The sequence below is a fragment of the Pseudomonas sp. UBA4617 genome, assembly GCF_002386445.1.
In the GTDB taxonomy this organism is placed as follows: Bacteria; Pseudomonadota; Gammaproteobacteria; order Pseudomonadales; family Pseudomonadaceae; genus Aquipseudomonas.
The window spans coordinates 84,412-105,976 of sequence record NZ_DGIR01000012.1; the positions used below are offsets into that span (position 1 = coordinate 84,412).

Annotated in this window: 27 protein-coding genes, 1 tRNA gene and 1 pseudogene; 14 read left to right on the forward strand and 15 right to left on the reverse strand. The window is 58.9% G+C overall.

Going from position 1 to position 21,565, the window contains the following annotated elements:
• The first annotated feature begins 54 nt into the window (after nt 1–54).
• Complete coding sequence (locus B4L76_RS04380) at nt 55–1,056, forward strand: nucleoside hydrolase (protein WP_296230769.1); 1,002 nt, start codon at nt 55–57, stop codon at nt 1,054–1,056.
• On the opposite strand, the gene B4L76_RS04385 is transcribed toward B4L76_RS04380, so the two are convergent.
• Nucleotides 1,028–1,240 (reverse strand): hypothetical protein, encoded by a 213-nt coding sequence (locus tag B4L76_RS04385; RefSeq protein ID WP_170030407.1) that lies wholly within the window; start codon nt 1,238–1,240, stop codon nt 1,028–1,030. The two genes, B4L76_RS04380 and B4L76_RS04385, sit on opposite strands and share 29 nt — an antisense overlap.
• A gap of 271 nt (nt 1,241–1,511) precedes the next feature.
• On the opposite strand from B4L76_RS04385, the gene B4L76_RS04390 reads away from it, so the two are divergent.
• A complete protein-coding gene (locus tag B4L76_RS04390) occupies nt 1,512–1,832 on the forward strand; it encodes an I78 family peptidase inhibitor (protein WP_296230771.1) in 321 nt (106 codons plus the stop codon).
• Nucleotides 1,833–2,019: 187 nt separating this feature from the next.
• Here B4L76_RS04390 and B4L76_RS04395 read toward each other — a convergent pair whose 3' ends face one another.
• Nucleotides 2,020–2,232, reverse strand: a complete 213-nt coding sequence (locus B4L76_RS04395; protein WP_003250656.1) for a cold-shock protein — start codon at nt 2,230–2,232, stop codon at nt 2,020–2,022.
• A 162-nt stretch (nt 2,233–2,394) separates the two neighbouring features.
• Complete coding sequence (locus tag B4L76_RS04400) at nt 2,395–2,700, reverse strand: hypothetical protein (RefSeq protein ID WP_296230773.1); 306 nt, start codon at nt 2,698–2,700, stop codon at nt 2,395–2,397.
• Nucleotides 2,701–3,036: 336 nt separating this feature from the next.
• Here B4L76_RS04400 and thrS point away from each other — a divergent pair, with 336 nt between their 5' ends.
• From thrS to B4L76_RS04445, 9 genes are all read left to right on the forward strand, one after another.
• Nucleotides 3,037–4,959, forward strand: a complete 1,923-nt coding sequence (gene thrS, locus B4L76_RS04405) for a threonine--tRNA ligase (RefSeq protein WP_296230776.1) — start codon at nt 3,037–3,039, stop codon at nt 4,957–4,959.
• Complete coding sequence (gene infC, locus B4L76_RS04410; RefSeq protein WP_013972005.1) at nt 4,959–5,510, forward strand: translation initiation factor IF-3; 552 nt, start codon at nt 4,959–4,961, stop codon at nt 5,508–5,510. Before thrS ends, infC begins: the two co-directional genes overlap by 1 nt.
• A gap of 61 nt (nt 5,511–5,571) precedes the next feature.
• Nucleotides 5,572–5,766, forward strand: coding sequence for a 50S ribosomal protein L35 (gene rpmI / locus B4L76_RS04415; RefSeq protein ID WP_003250667.1), 195 nt, complete (start codon nt 5,572–5,574; stop codon nt 5,764–5,766).
• A 27-nt stretch (nt 5,767–5,793) separates the two neighbouring features.
• A complete protein-coding gene (gene rplT / locus B4L76_RS04420; RefSeq protein WP_003250671.1) occupies nt 5,794–6,150 on the forward strand; it encodes a 50S ribosomal protein L20 in 357 nt (118 codons plus the stop codon).
• Between the two features lie 109 nt (nt 6,151–6,259).
• Entirely contained in the window at nt 6,260–7,276 is a 1,017-nt protein-coding gene (gene pheS / locus B4L76_RS04425) for a phenylalanine--tRNA ligase subunit alpha (protein ID WP_170030402.1), read from the forward strand.
• A 33-nt stretch (nt 7,277–7,309) separates the two neighbouring features.
• Nucleotides 7,310–9,691: a phenylalanine--tRNA ligase subunit beta gene (gene pheT / locus B4L76_RS04430; RefSeq protein WP_296230780.1), complete on the forward strand. Its 2,382-nt coding sequence runs from the start codon at nt 7,310–7,312 to the stop codon at nt 9,689–9,691.
• 4 nt (nt 9,692–9,695) lie between these two features.
• Entirely contained in the window at nt 9,696–9,998 is a 303-nt protein-coding gene (ihfA, locus tag B4L76_RS04435; RefSeq protein WP_003250679.1) for an integration host factor subunit alpha, read from the forward strand.
• On the forward strand, nt 9,979–10,335 hold the full coding sequence (locus B4L76_RS04440) for a MerR family transcriptional regulator (RefSeq protein ID WP_170030400.1): 357 nt from the start codon (nt 9,979–9,981) through the stop codon (nt 10,333–10,335). The genes ihfA and B4L76_RS04440 overlap by 20 nt, the downstream gene beginning before the upstream one ends.
• A gap of 100 nt (nt 10,336–10,435) precedes the next feature.
• Nucleotides 10,436–10,512: transfer RNA gene (locus B4L76_RS04445), tRNA-Pro, on the forward strand.
• Between the two features lie 70 nt (nt 10,513–10,582).
• Here the strand turns inward: B4L76_RS04445 and B4L76_RS04450 are convergent.
• Nucleotides 10,583–10,777 (reverse strand): annotated as a pseudogene (locus B4L76_RS04450) (site-specific integrase); the annotation flags it as partial.
• Between the two features lie 31 nt (nt 10,778–10,808).
• Nucleotides 10,809–11,120, reverse strand: coding sequence for a hypothetical protein (locus B4L76_RS04455; protein WP_296230785.1), 312 nt, complete (start codon nt 11,118–11,120; stop codon nt 10,809–10,811).
• Between the two features lie 103 nt (nt 11,121–11,223).
• On the opposite strand from B4L76_RS04455, the gene B4L76_RS04460 reads away from it, so the two are divergent.
• On the forward strand, nt 11,224–12,222 hold the full coding sequence (locus B4L76_RS04460; protein WP_296230786.1) for a HEPN domain-containing protein: 999 nt from the start codon (nt 11,224–11,226) through the stop codon (nt 12,220–12,222).
• Between the two features lie 252 nt (nt 12,223–12,474).
• Here B4L76_RS04460 and B4L76_RS04465 read toward each other — a convergent pair whose 3' ends face one another.
• From B4L76_RS04465 to B4L76_RS04490, 6 genes are all read right to left on the reverse strand, one after another.
• On the reverse strand, nt 12,475–12,684 hold the full coding sequence (locus B4L76_RS04465) for an integrase core domain-containing protein (protein WP_296230788.1): 210 nt from the start codon (nt 12,682–12,684) through the stop codon (nt 12,475–12,477).
• A 20-nt stretch (nt 12,685–12,704) separates the two neighbouring features.
• On the reverse strand, nt 12,705–12,917 hold the full coding sequence (locus tag B4L76_RS04470) for a DDE-type integrase/transposase/recombinase (protein WP_296230806.1): 213 nt from the start codon (nt 12,915–12,917) through the stop codon (nt 12,705–12,707).
• Between the two features lie 18 nt (nt 12,918–12,935).
• Nucleotides 12,936–13,316 carry an IS3 family transposase gene (locus B4L76_RS04475; RefSeq protein ID WP_296230790.1) on the reverse strand — a complete coding sequence of 127 codons (381 nt, stop codon included), beginning with the start codon at nt 13,314–13,316 and terminating at the stop codon, nt 12,936–12,938.
• Nucleotides 13,313–13,570, reverse strand: coding sequence for a transposase (locus tag B4L76_RS04480; RefSeq protein ID WP_296230791.1), 258 nt, complete (start codon nt 13,568–13,570; stop codon nt 13,313–13,315). Before B4L76_RS04480 ends, B4L76_RS04475 begins: the two co-directional genes overlap by 4 nt.
• 194 nt (nt 13,571–13,764) lie before the next feature.
• A complete protein-coding gene (locus tag B4L76_RS04485) occupies nt 13,765–14,658 on the reverse strand; it encodes a NotI family restriction endonuclease (RefSeq protein WP_296230793.1) in 894 nt (297 codons plus the stop codon).
• The gene (locus B4L76_RS04490) at nt 14,651–15,988 is read right to left on the reverse strand and encodes a DNA cytosine methyltransferase (protein ID WP_296230794.1); all 1,338 of its coding nucleotides are present in this window, start codon (nt 15,986–15,988) and stop codon (nt 14,651–14,653) included. Before B4L76_RS04490 ends, B4L76_RS04485 begins: the two co-directional genes overlap by 8 nt.
• 884 nt (nt 15,989–16,872) lie before the next feature.
• On the opposite strand from B4L76_RS04490, the gene glsB reads away from it, so the two are divergent.
• A complete protein-coding gene (gene glsB, locus B4L76_RS04495; protein WP_296230795.1) occupies nt 16,873–17,781 on the forward strand; it encodes a glutaminase B in 909 nt (302 codons plus the stop codon).
• A 97-nt stretch (nt 17,782–17,878) separates the two neighbouring features.
• Here the strand turns inward: glsB and B4L76_RS04500 are convergent, their stop codons facing one another.
• Nucleotides 17,879–18,142 carry a DUF3077 domain-containing protein gene (locus B4L76_RS04500; protein ID WP_296230797.1) on the reverse strand — a complete coding sequence of 88 codons (264 nt, stop codon included), beginning with the start codon at nt 18,140–18,142 and terminating at the stop codon, nt 17,879–17,881.
• A gap of 82 nt (nt 18,143–18,224) precedes the next feature.
• Nucleotides 18,225–18,467: a hypothetical protein gene (locus B4L76_RS04505; RefSeq protein ID WP_296230800.1), complete on the reverse strand. Its 243-nt coding sequence runs from the start codon at nt 18,465–18,467 to the stop codon at nt 18,225–18,227.
• 360 nt (nt 18,468–18,827) lie between these two features.
• Here B4L76_RS04505 and B4L76_RS04510 point away from each other — a divergent pair, with 360 nt between their 5' ends.
• Nucleotides 18,828–19,490 carry an HD domain-containing protein gene (locus tag B4L76_RS04510; RefSeq protein ID WP_296230801.1) on the forward strand — a complete coding sequence of 221 codons (663 nt, stop codon included), beginning with the start codon at nt 18,828–18,830 and terminating at the stop codon, nt 19,488–19,490.
• A 40-nt stretch (nt 19,491–19,530) separates the two neighbouring features.
• On the opposite strand, the gene B4L76_RS04515 is transcribed toward B4L76_RS04510, so the two are convergent.
• Both B4L76_RS04515 and B4L76_RS04520 read right to left on the reverse strand, forming a co-directional pair.
• Nucleotides 19,531–20,694 carry an AAA family ATPase gene (locus tag B4L76_RS04515; RefSeq protein WP_296230802.1) on the reverse strand — a complete coding sequence of 388 codons (1,164 nt, stop codon included), beginning with the start codon at nt 20,692–20,694 and terminating at the stop codon, nt 19,531–19,533.
• A gap of 77 nt (nt 20,695–20,771) precedes the next feature.
• Nucleotides 20,772–21,494 (reverse strand): FadR/GntR family transcriptional regulator, encoded by a 723-nt coding sequence (locus B4L76_RS04520; protein ID WP_289132925.1) that lies wholly within the window; start codon nt 21,492–21,494, stop codon nt 20,772–20,774.
• Nucleotides 21,495–21,565: the final 71 nt, after the last annotated feature.

Here is a 21,565-nt window from a genome sequence, read left to right on the forward strand (position 1 = left end):
CGCGGCGCAAGGCCGCTCCTACAGACCTTCGTTCTGGCAACAGGAGTGCCACCCATGCTCAAACCCTTGCTACAAGGAATCGCCTTCATGGTCACCGCCACCAGCGTCCAGGCCGCCCCGATCGACCTGATCATCGACACCGACCCCGGCGCCGACGACGTAGTCGCCCTGTTCCTGGCCATGGCCTCGCCCGATGAGCTGAATATCCGCGCCATCACCACCGTGGCAGGCAACGTGCGCCTGGAAAAGACCTCGCGCAATGCCCGCCTGGCCCGCGAATGGGCTGGCCGCGAGGATGTCCCGGTGTACGCGGGTGCCGGTCGCCCGCTGCTGCGCAAGCCGATCTACGCTGCCGAGGTGCATGGCGAGGAAGGCCTCACCGGTGTCGAGGTCAAGGAGCCAAAAGCGCCCCTGGCCCAGGGCAATGCCGTGCAGTACCTGGTCGACACCCTCAGCGCCGCCAAGCCGCACAGCATCACCATCGCCATGCTCGGCCCGCAGACCAACCTGGCCCTGGCGCTGGTTCAGCGCCCGGAGATCGCCAAGGGCATCAAGCAGGTGGTGGTCATGGGCGGCGCCCACTTCAACGGCGGCAACATCACCCCGGCGGCGGAATTCAACCTGTACGCCGACCCGCATGCTGCCGAAGTGGTGCTGGCCAGTGGCGTGCAACTGACCTACCTGCCGCTGGACGTCACCCATAAACTGCTGACCAGCGACGCCCGCCTCAAGCAGTTGGCCGCGGTGAACAACCAGGCCAGCAAACGCGTGGTGGATATCCTCAACGCCTACATCACCCACGACATGGACCTGTACGGCATGCCCGGCGGCCCGGTGCACGACGCCAGCGTCATCGCCTACCTGCTCAAGCCCGAGCTGTTCAGCGGCCGGCGCATCCACATGAGCATCGACAGCCGCGAAGGGCCTACCTTCGGCCAGACCATTGCCGACTGGTATGGCGTGCTCAAGCAGCCTGCCAATGTGCTATGGGTGGAGCAGGGCGATGCCCAGGGCCTGTTCGACCTGCTCAGCGCCCGTTTGGCCCGATTGGAATAGCCGCATGCGGCGCGTAGCGTTCGAACACCTGGTCGATGAAGCTACGCGCCGCCTCGCTGCCGCGGTCGCGCACCAGCAGGTCGATGGCAATCAGTAGTAACTCTTCCGGTGTGCCGGGGCTGTACGCGCTCTGGCCTTCGGCCCATTTGACCTTGATATCGGCAACAATGCTGTGGCTGCTCATTACGCTCTCGTTGGGGGCCCGGACGAAGGACGAACACTGACCCTGGTGTTCGATGGAGGCGGGGTGCGCTCCACTTCTTGCACTAAATCATGACTTTGCGTCATTGACCTTGCGACTTAAGCATATGGCAAATGCGGCGGCTTGTGCAAAATCCGGTCACGATTGCGTTTTCGCCTGTGCCGCCTGGTTGAGGCAAACTTGACCGGTTTTGCAACAAAAGAACAGCGGAACTGTCCGATCAGGCAGTTCCCGGACCGATTTAGGAGGCTTCATGTTCCGTACCCGTGCTTACCTGGCAACCCTGGCGGTGGCTATTGTCCTGGCTGGTTGCAGCACTGGTGGCAATGCTGGCGGTAGCGCTACTTCGACCACGCCGGCTGGCAACGATGGCCGCTGCGAAGCCAGCGGCGCCGATTTCGCCATTGGCAAACCGGCCAGCGCCGAATTGCTGGAGCAGGCGCGCAAGGCCAGTGGCTCGCAGATGGCCCGTATTCTCAAGCCGCACGATGTGGTCACCCTGGAGTACCGTTCCGAGCGCCTGAACCTGAATGTGGACGAGCAGGGCAAGGTGACCCGCGTCAACTGCGGCTGACCCAGCCCTGAAAACCCGCGCGGCCCCTGTAGGAGCGGCCTTGCGCCGCGAAAGGGCCGCAGAGCGGCCCCAACAATACAAGCTGCTGCGCTGAACCCTAGGTCCGCTCCGCGCCGCTCGCGCGACACAAGGACCGCGCCCATAAAAAAACCCGCCACAAGGGCGGGTTTTTTTACAGCTATCCGAATTACTCCGGACGAACCTGTGCAGCCTGCATGCCCTTCTGGCCGCGCTCGGCGACGAAGGAAACAGTCTGGCCTTCTTTCAGGCTCTTGAAGCCGTCGGATTCGATGGCCTTGAAGTGAACGAACAGGTCGTCGCCGCCGCCTGCTGGGGTGATGAAGCCGTAGCCTTTCTCATCATTGAACCATTTGACGGTGCCTTGTTGGCGATTGGACATGGGTGAATCTCCAGAACATTTAGTTTTTTCGGTGGTGCAATGCGGCCGAGGCTACGGAGCACGAGACACATCATAGTCTAATTCTGCGCATCTAGCGCCTTTTACCTTCGCAGGATATTGATCCAGCGCAAAGAATGGCTGGCCTGCTCTGGCTGTAAGGTTTCAGCCCTTCGATGCGCAGGTTTGTTTCACCACGGTTTGTGCCTTCTGCATCAGCTTGGCGTCAACACCATCGTTGCTGTCCAGGTCGGCAATCTCCGCGTCGGTGAAATTCTCTTTGATGGCTTTGGCGCCGCAAGCGCAGTGCTTTTTCGCGGTTGCGGCGTCAACGCCCTGGCCGCTGGCCACCTGGGTGCACTGGGTCATGTAGGCGGCCTCCTTCCCGGCTGGGAAGTTGCCGGCGTTCGCAGCCACGGGCAGCAGCAGGGCGCCGGCGGCCGCCAGGGCCAGAAGAGACGGAACTCGCATAACCAGTTACTCCTTGGGTCAGGTCTCATCAAGAGTAGGTTGCTTCCCAAGGTCTGATAGGAAATTTTCCGTGTTAGTTCACCCAAACGGCGTAATTTCCAAATATTTCTGCGTGGCGTACAAGCCGCGTGCTAGCATGCCCGGCTTGTGGTCGCGCCGTTGCGCGCCGCAGCTATCTTTTTTCTTTCCAGTCACTCTGGTTCGTCCCCCGCAAGCCGAAAGGCTTCTGCCACTGTGAGGCAGGCTTCCTGTGCAGGAAGGCAGGCCGGATCTTGTACTGGCTCATCCCAACCCACGTGACCTTTGGTAGGGGTCACCACTAGGAGAGGAGGCGCCATGCCCGTTATTACTCTTCCCGATGGCAGTCAACGTTCGTTCGATCATGCCGTGTCCGTAGCCGAAGTCGCCGCTTCCATCGGTGCCGGCCTGGCCAAGGCCACCGTGGCCGGCAAGGTCGATGGCAAGCTGGTCGATGCCTGCGACCTGATCCACAACGACGCCACCCTGCAGATCATCACCCCTAAAGATGAAGAGGGACTGGAGATCATTCGCCACTCGTGCGCCCACCTGGTCGGCCACGCGGTGAAGCAGCTGTACCCGAGCGCCAAGATGGTCATCGGCCCGGTCATCGACGAAGGCTTCTACTACGACATCGCCTACGAGCGCCCCTTCACCCCTGAAGACATGGCCGCCATCGAAAAGCGCATGATGGAGCTGATCGACAAGGACTACGACGTGGTCAAGAAGATGACCCCACGTGCCGAGGTCATCGAGGTGTTCAAGGCCCGTGGCGAAGACTACAAGCTGCGCCTGGTCGAAGACATGCCGGACGAGCAGGCCATGGGCCTGTACTACCACGAAGAATACGTCGACATGTGCCGCGGCCCGCACGTGCCGAACACCCGCTTCCTCAAGGCGTTCAAGCTGACCAAGCTGTCCGGCGCCTACTGGCGCGGCGATGCCAAGAACGAGCAGCTGCAACGCGTGTACGGCACCGCCTGGGCCGACAAGAAGCAGCTGGCCGCGTACATCCAGCGCATCGAAGAAGCCGAAAAACGCGACCACCGCAAGATCGGCAAGCAGCTCGACCTGTTCCACCTGCAGGAAGAAGCCCCGGGCATGGTGTTCTGGCATGCCAACGGCTGGACCGTGTACCAGGTGCTCGAGCAATACATGCGCCAGGTGCAGCGCGCCAACGGCTACCAGGAAATCAAGACCCCGCAGGTGGTCGACCGTATTCTCTGGGAGCGTTCCGGCCACTGGTCCAACTACGCCGAGAACATGTTCACCACTTCGTCGGAAAGCCGTGACTACGCGGTAAAACCGATGAACTGCCCGTGCCACGTGCAGGTGTTCAACCAGGGCCTGAAAAGCTACCGCGACCTGCCGCTGCGCCTGGCCGAGTTCGGTGCCTGCCACCGTAACGAGCCGTCCGGCGCCCTGCACGGCATCATGCGCGTGCGTGGCTTCGTGCAGGACGACGCGCACATCTTCTGCACCGAAGAACAGGTGAAGAAAGAAGCCGCCGACTTCATCAAGCTGACCCTGGACGTGTACAAGGACTTCGGCTTCACCGACATCGCCATGAAGCTGTCGACCCGCCCTGCCAAGCGCGTCGGTTCCGAAGAGCTGTGGGACCGTGCCGAAGGTGCACTGGCCGACGCCCTGAACGAATCGGGCCTGGAGTGGGAATACCAGCCGGGGGAGGGCGCCTTCTACGGGCCGAAGATCGAGTTCACCCTGCGCGACTGCCTCGGCCGTAACTGGCAGTGCGGTACCCTGCAGTACGACCCGAACCTGCCCGAGCGCCTGGATGCCAGCTACATCGCCGAAGACAACAGCCGGGTGCGCCCGGTCATGCTGCACCGCGCCATCCTCGGTTCGTTCGAGCGCTTCATCGGCATGCTGATCGAGCACTACGCCGGTGTGTTCCCGGCCTGGCTGGCGCCAACCCAGGCGGTGATCATGAACATCACCGACAAACAGGCCGATTTCGCCCTCGAGGTGGAAAATACCCTGAACGGTAGCGGTTTCCGTGCCAAGTCGGACTTGAGAAATGAGAAGATCGGCTTTAAAATCCGCGAGCATACTTTGCTCAAGGTCCCGTACCTTTTGGTTATAGGGGATCGCGAAGTCGAAACGCAGACCGTCGCCGTACGCACCCGTGAAGGCAAAGACCTCGGCTCCATGCCGGTGGCTGAATTCACGCAGCTGCTCAACAGCGCTGTTGCCCAGCGCGGTCGCCTAGAATCGGAGTAATGACTATTAAGCGTGAAATGAGAAACGATAAACGAACTGCACCGAAAGCCCCGATCAACGAGAATATCTCGGCACGCGAGGTTCGGTTAATTGGCGCTGACGGCGAGCAGATTGGCATCGTCTCGATTGATGAAGCGCTTCGTATCGCTGATGAAGCGAAGCTGGATCTGGTGGAAATTTCTGCCGACGCGCAGCCGCCCGTCTGCAAGGTGATGGACTACGGCAAGCACCTCTTCGAAAAGAAGAAGCAGGCCAACGAAGCCAAGAAAAACCAGAAGCAGATCCAGATCAAAGAAATCAAGTTTCGTCCAGGGACGGAAGAAGGGGATTACCAGGTAAAACTACGCAACCTGGTACGTTTCCTTACCGATGGGGACAAGGCCAAGATCTCTCTGAGATTCCGCGGCCGTGAGATGGCCCACCAGGAGCTGGGCATGGAGCTGTTGAAGCGGGTCGAAGCCGACCTCGCCGAATACGGCTCCGTTGAGCAGCATCCGAAGATGGAAGGACGCCAGCTTATGATGGTCATCGCCCCCAAAAAGAAGAAGTAATCTCCCGGGCACGGCAGGCCTGATGATTATTGTGTAATTTTATCGAATGCGGAGTTCCAACATGCCAAAAATGAAAACCAAGAGCGGTGCTGCGAAGCGCTTCCTGAAGACCGCTTCCGGCTTCAAGCACAAGCACGCTTTCAAGAGCCACATCCTGACCAAAATGTCGACCAAGCGTAAGCGTCAACTGCGCGGTGCCAGCCTGCTGCACCCGTCTGACGTGGCAAAAGTCGAGCGCATGCTGCGCGTACGTTAATTCTGGTTTAGATAGAGGAAGTTACTCATGGCTCGTGTTAAGCGTGGCGTCATCGCTCGTAAGCGTCACAAGAAAATTCTGAAACTGGCTAAAGGCTACTACGGTGCACGCTCGCGCGTATTCCGCGTTGCCAAGCAGGCGGTCATCAAGGCTGGTCAATATGCCTACCGTGACCGTCGTCAGAAGAAGCGTCAGTTCCGCGCACTGTGGATCGCTCGTATCAACGCCGGTGCCCGCACCAACGGTCTGTCCTACAGCCGTCTGATTGCTGGCCTGAAAAAGGCTTCGATCGAAATCGACCGTAAGGTTCTGGCCGATCTGGCAGTGAACGAAAAAGCGGCGTTTGCTGCGATTGTCGAGAAAGCTAAAGCCGTTCTGGCTTAAGTACCCGCGACAATCACCCGGCGGCGCCAGCGCCGTCGGGCATTGAACGTCATCGATAGGGGAAGAGCCTTCAAAGCTCTTCCCCTATTTTCGTATCTGGAGTCTGTACATGGAAAACCTGGATGCGCTGGTCTCCCAAGCCCTGGAAGCTGTGGAGCGCGCTGAAGACATCAATGCCCTGGAACAGATCCGGGTTAATTATCTCGGCAAGAAGGGCGAACTGACCCAGGTGATGAAGACCCTGGGCAACCTGCCAGCCGAAGAGCGGCCGAAGGTCGGCGCGCTGATCAACGACGCCAAAGAGCGCGTTACCGTGGTGCTCAATGCCCGCAAGGCGGCCTTCGAAGAAGCCGAGCTCAGCGCTCGCCTGGCGGCCGAATGCATTGACGTCACCCTGCCAGGCCGCGGCCAGGCCACCGGTGGCCTGCACCCGATCACCCGTACACTCGAGCGCATCGAGCAGTTCTTCACCCATATCGGCTACGGCATCGCCGAAGGCCCCGAGGTGGAAGACGACTACCACAACTTCGAAGCGCTCAACATCCCCGGCCACCACCCGGCGCGGGCGATGCACGACACCTTCTACTTCAATGCCAACATGCTGCTGCGCACCCACACCTCGCCGGTGCAGGTGCGGACCATGGAGTCCAGCCAGCCGCCGATCCGCATTGTCTGCCCGGGCCGCGTGTACCGTTGCGACTCGGATATCACCCACTCGCCGATGTTCCATCAGGTCGAAGGCCTGCTGATCGACCGCGACATCAACTTCGCCGACCTCAAGGGCACCATCGAAGAATTCCTGCGGGTGTTCTTCGAGAAAGAACTGGCGGTGCGTTTCCGCCCATCGTTCTTCCCGTTCACCGAGCCGTCCGCCGAAGTCGACATCCAGTGCGTGATGTGTTCCGGCAAAGGCTGCCGCGTGTGCAAGCAAACCGGCTGGCTGGAAGTAATGGGTTGCGGCATGGTGCACCCGAACGTACTGCGCATGTCCGGCATCGACCCGGAAGAATTCCAGGGCTTCGCCTTCGGCATGGGCGCCGAGCGCCTGGCCATGCTGCGCTATGGCGTCAACGATTTGCGTCTGTTCTTCGACAACGACCTGCGCTTCCTCGCGCAATTCCGCTAGGTCAATGCCCGACGCAACTTTCAGGAGAACAGCATGAAATTCAGTGAACAGTGGCTGCGTGGTTGGGTAAACCCGCAAGTCTCCCGTGATGAACTGGTCGCCCGCCTGTCCATGGCCGGCCTCGAAGTCGACAGCGTCACCCCTGCTGCCGGCCAGTTCAGCGGCATCGTCGTGGGCGAGATCCTCGCCACCGAACAACACCCGGACGCCGACAAGCTGCGCGTGTGCCAGGTCAGCAACGGCCAGGAAACCTTCCAGGTGGTATGTGGCGCCCCTAACGCCCGCCCAGGCATCAAGATCCCGTTCGCCATGATCGGCGCCGAACTGCCCGGCGACTTCAAGATCAAAAAGGCCAAGCTGCGCGGCGTCGAGTCCTTCGGCATGCTGTGCTCGGCTGCCGAGCTGCAGATCAGCGAAGAGAACGACGGCCTGCTGGAACTGGCCGCCGACGCCCCGGTGGGCGAAGACATTCGCCAGTACCTCAGCCTGGACGACGCCAGCATCGAGATCGGCCTGACCCCGAACCGCGGCGACTGCCTGTCCATCGCCGGCCTGGCCCGCGACGTCAGCGCCCTGTACGACACCCCGGTCACCCGCCCGGTAGTGCCAGCCGTAGCGGCTGCCCACGACGAAGTGCGCCCGGTCGAAGTCAGCGCCCCGGCTGCCTGCCCGCGCTACCTGGGCCGCGTCATCCGCAACGTCGACCTGAGCAAGCCGACCCCGCTGTGGATGGTCGAGCGCCTGCGCCGCAGCGACGTGCGCAGCATCGACGCCGCCGTCGACATCACCAACTACGTGATGCTCGAACTCGGCCAACCGATGCACGCCTTCGACCTGGCAGAAATCAACGGCGGCATCCGCGTACGCATGGCCGAAGAAGGCGAGAAGCTCGTCCTGCTCGACGGCCAGGAAGTGGCCCTGCGCGCCGACACCCTGGTCATCGCCGACCACACCCGCGCCCTGGCCATCGCCGGCGTCATGGGTGGCGAGCACAGCGGTGTGAACACCGAAAAAACCCGCGACCTGTTCCTGGAAAGCGCCTTCTTCGAGCCGATTTCCGTCGCCGGTAAAGCCCGTTCCTACGGCCTGCACACCGATGCCTCGCACCGCTACGAGCGCGGCGTCGACTCGCAGCTGGCCCGCGAAGCCATGGAACGCGCCACCCAGCTGCTGCTGGACATCGTCGGCGGCGAAGCCGGCCCGGTGGTCGAAGCCGTCAGCGAACAGCACCTGCCGCAAGTCGCCCCGGTGACCCTGCGCGCCGAACGCATCACCCAGATGCTCGGCATGGAAATGGACCCGGCCCAAGTCGAGCAACTGCTCAACGCCCTGGAGCTGACCACTACCAAGAGTGGGGAAGGGCAGTGGACCGTCAACGTGCCAAGCCACCGCTTCGACATCAGCCTGGAAGTGGACTTGATCGAAGAGCTGGCCCGCCTGTACGGCTACAACAACCTGCCGGTGCGCTACCCGCAAGCCCGCCTGGCGCCGCAAGGCAAGCCGGAAACCCGCGGTGACCTGCCGACCCTGCGCCGCCTGCTGGTTGCCCGCGGCTACCAGGAAGCAATCACCTACAGCTTCATCGACCCGAAACTGTTCGAACTGTTCAGCCCGGGCGTAGAGCCGCTGCTGCTGGCCAACCCCATCTCCAGCGACATGGCCGCCATGCGCGCCTCGCTGTGGCCGGGCCTGGTCAAGGCACTGCAGCACAACCTGAACCGCCAGCAAGACCGCGTGCGCCTGTTCGAAAGCGGCCTGCGCTTCGTCGGCCAGCTCGGCGACCTGCAGCAGCAACCGATGATCGCCGGCGTGGTCACCGGCAGCCGCCTGCCGGAAGGCTGGGCCAACGGCCGCGACAGCGTCGACTTCTTCGACGTGAAGGCCGACGTGGAAGCCCTGCTGGGTTACTCCGGCGCGCTGAGCGACTTCACCTTCAGCGCCGGCAAGCACCCCGCCCTGCACCCAGGCCAGACCGCTGCCATCGAGCGTGACGGCAAGCTGGTCGGCTACCTCGGCGCCATCCACCCAGAGCTGGCCAAGGCCCTGGACCTGGACCGCCCGGTGTTCCTCTTCGAGCTGGTGCTGGGTGACGTGGTCGAAGGCCGCCTGCCGAAGTTCAGCGAGCTGTCCAAGTTCCCGGAAACCCGTCGTGACCTGGCTTTGATTGCAGGACGTGATGTAGCTTCTAGCGCGGTGCTTGAAGTAATTCGTGACAATGCAGGCGAATGGCTCACAGACCTCAGGCTGTTTGATGTCTACCAGGGTAAAGGCATTGATCCTGATAGAAAAAGTCTGGCCGTCGGCTTGACCTGGCAGCATCCATCGCGCACTCTTAACGACGATGAGGTGAACGCCGCACTGCAAAACATCCTCACCTCGCTCGAACAAAGGTTGAACACCACGTTAAGGAAATAACGGCATGGGTGCTCTGACGAAAGCTGAGATGGCCGAAAGGCTGTACGAGGAGCTAGGGCTTAACAAGCGTGAGGCCAAGGAGCTGGTCGAGCTGTTTTTCGAAGAAATTCGGCACGCACTTGAAGAGAACGAGCAGGTCAAGCTGTCCGGTTTCGGCAACTTCGACCTTCGCGACAAACGCCAGCGGCCGGGCCGCAACCCCAAGACTGGGGAAGAAATCCCGATCACTGCACGGCGCGTCGTCACCTTTCGTCCAGGGCAGAAGTTGAAGGCCCGGGTTGAGGCCTATGCTGGAACCAAGCCATAACGACGAACTGCCCCCAATACCGGGCAAAAGGTACTTCACCATCGGTGAGGTGAGTGAGCTTTGTGCGGTAAAACCGCACGTGCTGCGGTATTGGGAGCAGGAGTTCGACCAGCTCAATCCCGTGAAGCGGCGGGGGAACCGGCGGTATTATCAGCGCCAGGACGTGCTGATGATTCGCCAGATTCGTGCGCTGCTTTATGACCAGGGCTTCACCATTGGTGGGGCGCGGTTGCGGCTCTCCAGTGAGGAGGCCAAGGATGAGTCGAGCCAGTACAAGCAGCTGATTCGGCAGATGATTGTCGAATTGGAGGATGTGTTGGTGGTGTTGAAGAAGTGACCTGGTTGGTGGTGAATGAAAATTTTTTGAGAAAAAGCTTTCATTTATCAGGAGGTTAGGGTAAATTCTTCAGCGTTCTCAGAGGTTATGAGAATGTAGTCGGGGCGTAGCGCAGCCCGGTAGCGCACTTGCATGGGGTGCAAGGGGTCGAGTGTTCGAATCACTCCGTCCCGACCAAAAAAATCCCAAGGACTTAGGCCATTTCCGAAAGGGGTGGCCTTTTTCCTTTGCGTGACTTCTCAGCTTTTTACGCCTGCCTCCTCTTCAGAACTGGCAGCACCGGCCCATGCGAGTCCGTCGCTGACACCTTGTTTGCCGCCTCTATCAAGTGTCCCAGCTCCGCGGCAGAATAGTTACTGGTCACGTTGTCGTTCTTCTGGCCAAGTAGCGACTTCCGATCTTCCTCTGTTACGCCTGCCGCTTTCAGGCGCCTGCCGAAGGTGGTCTGCCCCAGCGTTGTACTCGACATCGACCTACCAGGCGCCGAGCTTGTGATACGGCTCACCGTTTCGGCTGGCCTTCTCGTGGCTGACGATTTTCCAGCTCAGGCCCTGGTCATACACCCCATCGAATTCCAACCAGGTGATGGGCACGTTCCAGTGGTGCTGGCACTCGCGGATGAAGTCGAGCGTTTCATTCTGCTCTTTGCCGGCGTTCTGGAACGTGACATGAACCCCTTCGGGCAGCTTGCCGTCGTGTGCTTCGAGGTGGTACAGCATGTAGCCGGAACCGCGTCCGCCACTGAAGCCGATCTGAGCCGGCCCGGTGATCTGGTAGGGGTTCATGGGCAATCTCCATTGCGGCGCCGCGCTAGCTCAGCGGGTGCCAGGCTCCGGTTGCAGCTCAATGCAGCTGCAGACGCTCCGTAGGTGATGTTCCTGAGGAAAGATGTCCCTTAAAATAGCTGACTTACTGAACTGGACACGGGCTTTAGTGAATATGGAAATAAATTTTTTATCTACATTCCGTTGGTTGAAAGTTGATGCAGCTCCTGGGGTATATGACCTGTTGCCCACCGTTTCAGTAGTAACGGACAGCAAAATAAGGAAATCAAAACTTACCGAAGAATTCAGAAAGCTGGCGGGCGAAATCGAATATCGCCATCTGGTAGATGCTAGCCATATTTTGATTTGCAGGCCTGAACATTCAAGTGCATTCAAGGAATTTGAACACAGCGAACCTGCACTTTTAACGTGGCTCGTATGGCTTGGCTGGCTTATAGAGGATTCTTGGCTTGTCAAAGATAATTGCATTGGCTGCGAAGTTGCATATTGTAATATGCGGCTTGGTGGTTTGAACCATTGGACGAATAATGGGATATATTCGACTTTAACAACAGCGAAAGGAGAGATGCAACAGGACGTGTCATTCTCGGCTGAAGAACTTGCCGAGTGGCTCAGCATCACCGATGAGGTGCGGACTTTAAAGCATCAGAAAGGCTACAGTTTCAAATTTTCACCGGTATCGAAGGAAAGCTCCCGTTTCGACAGGTTCCTGAGCTTTGTCCATGCATCTCGCACCGTGCCTTATCCGGCATTGAAAATTGCGCAAATTTGCAGTGCGTTGGAAAGTCTTTTCTCAACGACGACGACGGAGCTTACGCATCGTTTGTCTGAGCGCGTCGCATTTTTCCTAGGGGGAGACTCCAAAGAGATGGAGGAGAGATACCAATTCATGAAGAGGGCGTATGCTATTAGGTCTCAGGTAACCCATGGCTCACATATTAAACATTCCGATTTAGAAGCCGCTCCTCAAGTGAGTCAAGGTCTTCAGGATTTGTGTCGTAGGATTGTATTCGATATTCTGCGGAATAAAGAAAAGCAAGCCCTAGTGTATGGTTCTAATGAATATATCGAGAACTATTTTAGGCGTATCCTTTTTAGCTAATTTAGCAGGTCTGCTGATTAGTAATAACGGATGGTCAGTGGCAATTGTCTGTGAGGCCACTTGGTGGCAGGCTGATACGTTGCTGGCGTCTGCTGTACCGGGCGCGTGCGGTGATGCGTTTCACGCTGCTTTCTGCTGATTCCTGGCGCCGACAGCGGCAAAGATCCTGGCGGCCTTTGCTTCGTTGAGTGTTATGTCGGGGGGGGAGCGATCCTGTTCTGGTCAAGTTTTGCCGGACACCGATTACGGTGATCACGCCGCCTGCTGCTCCATAGCTATCGGCGACAGGTAGTTGTTGTGGCTGTGGAGCCTGATTCGGTTGTATCGCATGAAGAAGCTGGTCATATCCTGCCTGGCTTCATCAATTTCTTTGTAGCCTTTGCTGGGCACCCACTCTGACTTGAGCGTCCCAAAGAAGCGCTCTGTTGGTGCGTTGTCCCAGCATTGCCCTCTGCGGCTCATGCTTTGTGTTATCCCGTGCTCTAGCACTCGGATTGGAAGCGCTGACTGGTGTCTTGGCAGCCTTGATCCGAGTAAAACATCAAGCCTGCATGTCTACCTCGAACGCCCACCGCCATCCTCAGTGCCTTGCTAACCAAGGTGGGGTCATTGATCAGCGAAAACGCCCAACCAACGATCCGGCGGGCGAACAAATCAATGACTACTGCCAGGTGATACCAGCGTTTCCCGACCATCAAGCTGGTAACGTCGCCTCACCGGACTTGGTTGATAGCTGTTGGCTCGAAGTTACGTTCGAGCAGATTCTTGGCCACATATGCCTCGACACCCTTGGAGCGATACTGATGCCGGCGGCGCTGCCTACTGGCCAGGTTCGCCTCCTCCATGAGCTTTCGGGCCAGGTACCGCCCCACCTTGAACTGCTGGGCTTTCAGGCACTGGGAGATCATCCTAGCGCCCGCACTTCCCCTGCTTTCGACGTGCAGCTGAACGACTTTTTCTCTGAGCCCGTTGCGCTTAGTATTCGGTGCCGAGCGGCGGCGAAGCCAGTCATAAAACGCGCTGCGGGAAACGCTCAACGCACTGCAAAGCAGGCTGGTCGGATACAGGCCTGACTCTCTCAGTTCCTCGATCAAGAAAAACGATCGGGATCCGACATCAAGAGAGCCGTAGTCTTTTTTAATATTTCGGCCTCGGTCTCCAAACGCTTAATCTTGGCCCGCAGCTCCTGGAGCTCTCGCTGTTCGTCGCTGATTGCCTTGGTACCTGCTACTGGCTGGCCCTTCTGACGCTCTTTGCGAACCTGATCTACCCAGCGGCGCAGCGCCGTAGGGCCGAGCTCCATCGACGCACAGACGTCTGGAATCGATCCGTTATCATCAGGAACCATGCTGGCAGCACGTTGCTTGAACTCGCGGGTTTAGGTCTTGCGTTCTTGCATGGAACCTCCTGATTGGGCGACTCATACCGCCCTTAAGAGGTGTCCGGGATCATTAAGCCAGTTCATCACGATTCCAGCCCAATCTGTGTGCAGTGGGGGAGGTTGCCACAGACTTTAGCCGCTTGATAAATTTCGTCGAGCCGTCACAATTGGGCAAGAATTGCGTCTCGGTAGACATTTTCATTCGGCAGATTGCTAGGGGAAGTAAATGCATTCGCGACTTGGTCAACGGTGGTAGTGAACACACCCTCAGCCTTCAGCTCGCGAATCTGCCCCTCAGGCACTTCCTCGCCAATGTCGTACCACATTAGTGAAAGTGAGCCAGGTTGGAGTTGGTACTCGTACAAAGTACCGCCGAGTCTCTCGCGAATTTTGTCGTTGACTGGTTTAGGACAGACAAAGAATAAGCCGCTGCGACAAAGCCGTTCCCTTCTGAGGACATGGCCTTTGTAAATTAGCTGAGGAAGGATGCGCTTATTAACATTTTCCCAGTTGAACCCCGCAGTGCTAGCCTTCGCCGGTTTCTCATTATTCAGATACGCACGCCGCTCTTCTTGGTAGTTACCAGTGGTGTCAATAGACTGGACTTCGATGGCCACGAAGTCTTTTAAATCGCCCTTGTCATCGAGTCGTGCCAAAACCCAATCGACAAAGTAACCGCCGGACTTGCCACGATTTGGAAGTCTAAGCTCCTTTCCCCATCTCTTGCCAAAAACCGCAACTTTTATCTTGCCAGGCGATACTATAGCTGCTCGGGCCTCATTGCCGCGGAAAAGCTCAACATCGCCCTCAAATGCCACCTTTGCAACATCCAATAAGATGCGATAGTCATCAGCATAAAGGCGGTACGGGCAGCAAATCACTGGGCCTGTGGTCATAGGCTTGAGAGTGCAAACGCCGCTAATATCACCGTTGCTCAGCGTTTTTACACACTTTGCGGCTACAAATGGGCACTCTGAGTTGGCCCGCGCTTGGCGGGCCTTCTGTGATTGGTCAGTAGGTGCATATCCGAAAAATTCAATGATTCGGCTAGCCAAGCGCAAGTTCCTTTTGATGTTGTCTAGGAACAACCCTAGTATTGGTGGATGCCCAGTGGGCTAAGAGCTTCTCTGCTATTGCTTTCGCCATCAATACCGGAACCGCATTCCCGACCTGTTCATATTGGCTGACACGCGAACCTAAAAACTTATACGTATCAGGGAACGACTGGAAGCGTGCAGCTTCACGTACTGTGAGGGTGCGGTTTTGGTACGGAAGGAAGACTGTACCCCAGTGTGGATCACATTTCGTCAAAACTGTACCTGGCAGTCGATCAGGATGCAATCTCCCATAACGTTTAGTGTGGTCTGATCGTCGAGCACGTTGCATCCCTTTCGGTAGTAATTCGAATGGAATATCTCTCCAGGATCCTCCTGGTTGTACATGCATCATCCGCTCTGCATTTTGCTTCGACAGTTTAGCTGCGAAATGGTTATAGGTTTCACCGCTTGGATTGCGAATACTTTTTGCAAAGCTGCTTTCAGCGGGAGTGAGATATTCAATTGTCTCCGCACCTTCGCCCATTTCAAGTGGAGGCAGGTCTGAAATTGCTTCATTTACCGTCACGGCGGGTTTGAGGCGCTCGCGATCTAGCTCTCCGAGCTGGAACGTCATGGTGTTGCCGCCTCGGAAGTTAGCTCGACCTATAGCATAATGCGAGGGGATAGGATGCTCAATAGGGCCCGCCAGAGACCCCAGCAAGATCAATCGCCAACGCTCTTGGGGTACGCCGTAGTGTGCAGCAAAAAGAATCTTGGCGGTGACGTGATAGCCGAGGTTCGTGAAAATTTCGATAATGTGCCGGTAAACCTTACCATCCCCAATCGACAAAAGGCCTGGAACGTTTTCAAACACAAACGCTTGAGGCATGAACTCCTCAAGAAATCGCTCATAGTGCCTAAAGAGCTTGTTTCGAGGATCCTCAAGGAAGCGTTCGGGTGCGTTAATTGAAAAGCCTTGGCAGGGAGGCCCGCCGACTAGCACATCAAGTTCACCCCTTTCCAGGCCGAGTTGGACGCGGATTGCAGCGGGATCAACTTCCTCGATGGGACGACAATCCGCAATGGCTTCAGGGTGGTTGAGGCGGAAGGTCTCTATCGCTTCGGGCATGATGTCATTACCATACAGGCTAATGTAGCCAGCCTGTCGAAAGCCCTCGGTGATGCCCCCGGCGCCACAAAAAAGATCGATAGTTCGGCGCGGAGCCATGCCCGTTCCTCCGTGGGTAAGTGGACCAGACATCGTTTTAGGGTTTCCAAGGCGGCACAATGCTCCTTTTGGAATATTTTTACCGCTAACGTCAATCGTCATATCATGCTCAATAGCCATTTCTCTACTTCTGTCAGTAGGGGTGGTTAGATAGGGGCAGCGGTTGCCGCCGCTGCCCCTATCGTTGTCCGAATCTGTCGGGAAAGCTCAGTCAGTTCAGTCTTGGCTCGCTTGGCTCAGGGAACAACGCCCCTTGACCGCGTTCGTGTCTTTCGACGTAACACTGCATAAATTCGCGAAGCACCTCGGATGCTTTTCGTTCCTCTGCTGTACATGCTGACTGAAATGCCTCGCGCAGATCTTTTTCAATGCGTATGCGCAAGCCAACGTCTTTGCTGCTCATAACTATGGTAGTCCTGGATACACATATGTGTATCCATATCATCGCCGACTAGTGCAGCGTAGGCAAGCGAACAGCGATCGATGGCTCTAGGAGCGTTCCGGCAGCGGTGACGGGCCGAGGTGCCCTCAGGTATCCGTTCGGTAAGCATCCGCCCAACTCAGCTTGCATAGTCAGGTCGGCATTCACTGCGAGGGCAGCCGCTCGATTTCACTTGCCCGCTGCGTCGGTAGCCTCGCCAGCACAGAAGGTCTTGGCTGGGTTGTTGTCGATGGGTAGCCCATCGTCGACATAGAGCGTCAAGGGGCATCAACATGCGTTCGAGCTGTTGATACGGCAGCTTGCAGGTGCCCGGGTGAGATTTACATTTACAACTAAACCGCCCATTAGATTCGACCTGCATTGAGCTTTTTCTCATTGTATCCGACGATGGTTTGCTCAGCGCCGCCTGCAGGTACAAGCCTGCTGACCCTACTGGCCCAGTAGTGTCTGCCCGTCACGGTAGCCTCCGCCATTTCTTGTCGAATGTGTGATTTCTCCCGCTTAACCTTCGTCAAGAACACTACCCCTAAGCCGTCGTCTGGGGATTGATACAGGGCCCTCCATGCAAACGCTGTTGAACGAGATTCTCGAAGAAGTACGTCCCTTGATCGGCAAGGGCAAAGTGGCTGACTACATCCCTGCGCTGGCCGACGTGCCGGCGAACCAGTTGGGCATCGCCGTCTACGGCAACGATGGCAGTTATCACTGCGCAGGCGACGCCCTGGTACCGTTTTCGGTGCAGAGTATTTCCAAGGTGTTCAGCCTGGTCCAGGCGATTGGCCATTCGGGCGAGGCCATCTGGGAGCGGCTTGGCCATGAGCCCTCGGGCCAGCCATTCAACTCGCTAGTGCAGTTGGAGTTTGAACGCGGGCGCCCGCGCAATCCCTTCATCAACGCGGGTGCGCTGGTGATCTGCGATATCAACCAGTCGCGCTTTGCAGCACCTACCTTGTCGATGCGCGATTTCGTGCGCCGGCTGTCGGGCAACCCGCATATCACGATCGATGCGCGTGTCGCCGATTCGGAGTACCAGTTCCGCGCGCGTAACGCGGCCATGGCGTACCTGATGCAGTCGTTCGGCAACTTCCATAACGAAGTCGAAACGGTGCTGCGGAGCTATTTCAGCTACTGCGCGCTGCAAATGAACTGCCTCGACCTAGCCAAGGCGTTCTGCTTCCTGGCCAACGATGGTTTCTGCAAGCACAGCGGCTCGCAGATCCTCACCCCGCGCCAGACCCAGCAGGTGAATTCGATCATGGCCACTAGCGGGCTGTATGACGAGGCGGGTAATTTCGCCTACCGCGTGGGGTTGCCCGGCAAGAGCGGTGTAGGGGGCGGGATTGTGGCGATCGTGCCGGGGCAATTCACTGTGTGCGTGTGGTCACCTGAGCTGAACGCTGCGGGCAACTCTCTGGCCGGGATGGCGGCGCTTGAGTTGCTGAGTTCACGTATTGGATGGTCGGTGTTCTGATTAACAGCATTGCTGATTAGCCATGTGACCGGGCGTACGAATTGCCTTCAAGTCTGGGCTTCGCTCCAGATCCTGAAGGCAATTCAGTGAGTGATGTTCAGCGCATCATGCCCAGCTCGGCATCATCCATCAGCGCCTTGGCTAACGCGCACAGGTAGTGCGAGGCCCATATCAGCTGAGGCTTGTCTTCCATCAGGCCGTCCAGGGTCAGGTCCCGTGCGTAGCCCATCAATTCCGAGGCCTGTTCGCGGGCGCTCTGGCAAGGGATGCCGGCTTCGATGCGGAAGAGGGGGTGGGTCTGGTTTTCACCCTGGTAAAAGGCGGTCTTGCCGACGGTGCATCTGGTTTCTTCAGTAGGCATTGTTCAATCTCCCCGAAAATCTCTAGTGCCTGCGCTGGCTCTATTGCCGGCAAGCCAGCTCAGGCGACATAACGTTGAAGCCTTAGTGCAAGGGCCGTGGCTCAGAGGACATCTGCACCTGGATCAGCGCTTGCTCAAGCAGGGCTCGCAGCGTCTCCAGTTCATGCATCGACGCCATCATGAGAATTGATGCCGGTGACTTAGGATGCAGCAGCATTGCCTGATGTACGACAGTCGACGCGCACAACGCGTAATCCGTCGCCTGGATCAGGGTATCTTCAAGGGATTGGAGGTTTTGAGGCGGATCTGGAACTATTTTTAGCATTTTACTGTGTTCTCGGTAGGGCCACCGCCAGCCCGCTGTCAAACGGAAAGGTGGCAGCTGTACATGGGTTGACAGACCGGCGAACACAGAAACCGGCGCACGCGAGCGTGCCCCATGCACAACCGCCATAAACGGGTATGCACTGTGTATCATCGCGGCCTGTCAAAGCCGGTCGTTGATGTGCAACGACGGACCGAGACTAGAGCGCTTAAAAAACGTCCGCAACGAAAAACAGGCGCAGGGAGTATCTTTGGGAAATGGCCTACATGGAAGTGCTTATTTCTGATTTTTCGCACGTTATCCTTCACAGCTCGTAGCGCTTGCTGCAGCGCATTCACCTCGAAACGGAACGCACCAGCGATGACCAGCGAAGCTTTCGCCCCCTTCCAACACCTCGCCGCTCAACTGCTGAAACATCTCCCGCCAGACCACCACGACGGCTCCCACGACCTCGCCCACCTCCACCGTGTATGGGTAAACGCGCAGCGCATCCAGCGGGCAGAGGGCGGCGATTTGGAGGTACTGCTGGCCGCGACGCTACTGCACGACTGTGTGCCGGTCGAAAAGAACTCACCTTTGCGCAAGCAGGCGTCGAGCTTGTCGGCCGACAAGGCCAGCGCCATCCTCACCGCGCTTGGCTGGCCATTGCCGCGTGTCGAGCAAGTAGCCCATGCGATCAAAACGCACAGCTATTCCGCAGGTTTCGAGCCGGCGAGCCTCGAAGCCCGAATTCTGCAGGACAGTGATCGCCTGGACGCCATCGGTGCGGTGGGTATTGCCCGATGTTTCTACGTATCCGGGCGGATGGGCTCGGCGCTGTACGATTTCGAGAATCCCGCTGCGCAGGGGCGGGCGTATCAGGACACGGCCTACGCCATCGAGCACTTTCATACCAAGCTGCTCAAGCTGGCATCGGGCTTCAAGACGGCGGAAGGGGCGCGCTTGGCTGCCGAACGCCACGCGCGGCTGGAAACCTACCTTGCGGATTTCATGGAGGAGGTCGGGGCTAACGGCGTTGGCTGAGGCAAGTGGCACATGGCTCAAGGTCTGCGAGGGCGCAGATTCAATCAGGCCATCGCCACAGCGGCTCGTCCAGCAAGCCAACCCCGCGTAACCCGGTCTGCCCCTGGCGCTTTTCCAGCTCCAGCACATTGCACCCGTCGCACGCCCGCAACGCCTCGATCAAAGGCCGGCTGTGCGACACCACCCACACCTGGCTACGTTGCGAAGCGCGAATGATCAGGCGCGCCAGGGCGGGCAGCAGGTCGGCATGCAGGCTGGTTTCCGGTTCGTTCAGCACCATCAGCGAGGGCGGGCGGGGTGTCAGCAGCGCGGCCATCAGCAACAGGTAGCGCAAGGTACCGTCCGACAGTTCCGCACCCGCTAGCGGCCGCAGCAGCCCGTGCTGGTGCAGCCGCACGCTGAACAACCCTCCAGGCGGTGCATCGATCTCCAGCCGGCTGCCGGGGAACGCGTCCTCCAGTGCGGCCATCAGGTCTTCGGCATCGCCAATTTCGATGATGGTTTGCAGCGCCGGGGCGAGGTTGCGTCCGTCGTGGTGCAGCACCGGTGAACGGGTACCCAGCTGTGGCTGGCGGCAGGGGGCGTCGCGGTCGATGCGGAAGTGGTCGTAGAAGCGCCAGCTGTTGATGTACGCGCGCAGCTCGCCAATCTCTGGCGCCTGGCGTGGGCGGTCGACAATGTTGAAAAAGCTTTCGCCGCTGTCGGCATGCTGGTCGAGCACCGCCCAGCTGTTGCCTTCGCGGGCGCGCACCAGGGCGTTTCGGCGCTCCACCAGCAACGACGCGGGCCGGTAGGCGCCCGCGGCCCAGATGGCTTCGCACTTGATCTCGGGGTCGAGCATGAAGGCAGAGGGGTACGGCAACGGAATCGGCAGGCCGAGGGAGATGGCAAAGCTGAGGTCCGCCGTCGCAAAGCCCAGGCGCAGGCGTTTGGCCTGGCTCGGGTGCTGGCCCTGGATCGGCACTTCGCCGCGCTGCATGCGGGCGCTGGGTTCGGGCCCGGCCCACCAGGTCGAATCCAGCCCGCCTTCACGGGCCAGCGCTGCGACCACGCCGCCCTGGGCGGTTTCGGCGAGCAGGCGCAGGGCCTTGTACAGGTTGGATTTGCCGCTGCCGTTGGCGCCGGTCACCAGGTTGAGCTGGCTCAGCGGCAGCACCAGGTGGTTGATCGAGCGGTAGTTGCCGATGGCGAGGGTGGTGAGCATGCGGTGTGTCCAGGCTATGGCGCCGAGCGGGTCATTCTGGCCGAACGGCGGCCGCATGGCTACCGTTCAGCGCCGCCTCAGCTGGCCGGGTCCTGGCCCAGCACCTTGGCCAGGGCCACCCGGGCATCTTCCAGCTGCACCAGTGAAGCATGCCGCGCGCCCAGTGCGTCGCCGTTCTGGATGGCGGTCAGGATTGCCTTGTGCCGGGGCAGGGCGAGTTGGTCGAAATTCGCCCGCTGGTTGGAATAGCGCACCGACTCGCGCAGTGCCATCGACAGCATGTTGCACAGGTAGGCCAGCAGGTCGTTGTGGGTGGCGTCGGCGATGCGGGCGTGGAAGTCCAGGTCGGGTTGCAGGCGCTCTTCATGGTTGCGGGCGGCTTCCATACGCTGGTAGGCCTCGGCGATCGACGCGACGTCCTCGGCGCTGGCGTTGGTGGCGGCCAGCGCGGCGGCGGCGGGCTCGATGACCCAGCGCACGCTGGACAGCATGTTGAAGAATTCCTGCTGCGGCGTGGCCTGCATCAGCCAGTGCAGTACATCGGGGTCGAGCATGTGCCAGTCATGCCGGGGCCGGACCAAGGTGCCGGTACGCGGGCGGGCTTCGATCAGGCCCTTGGCGGTGAGGGCGCGCATGGCCTCGCGAAATACCGGCCGGCTGATCGCGTAGGTTTCGCACAGGCTGGCCTCGGAAGGCAGCTTCTGCCCGGGTGCGAGTTGGCCGGAGACGATCTGTACGCCAAGGTCCTGGACCAGGGTGGCGTGCATGCTCTTGCGCGTGGTGGGCTGGCGGTAGTTCATGTGCGGCAGGGGCGATCCTTCGGGCGGGGGCAGCATCATAGCATTAGCGCGGCGACGCAGTGGATGGCACC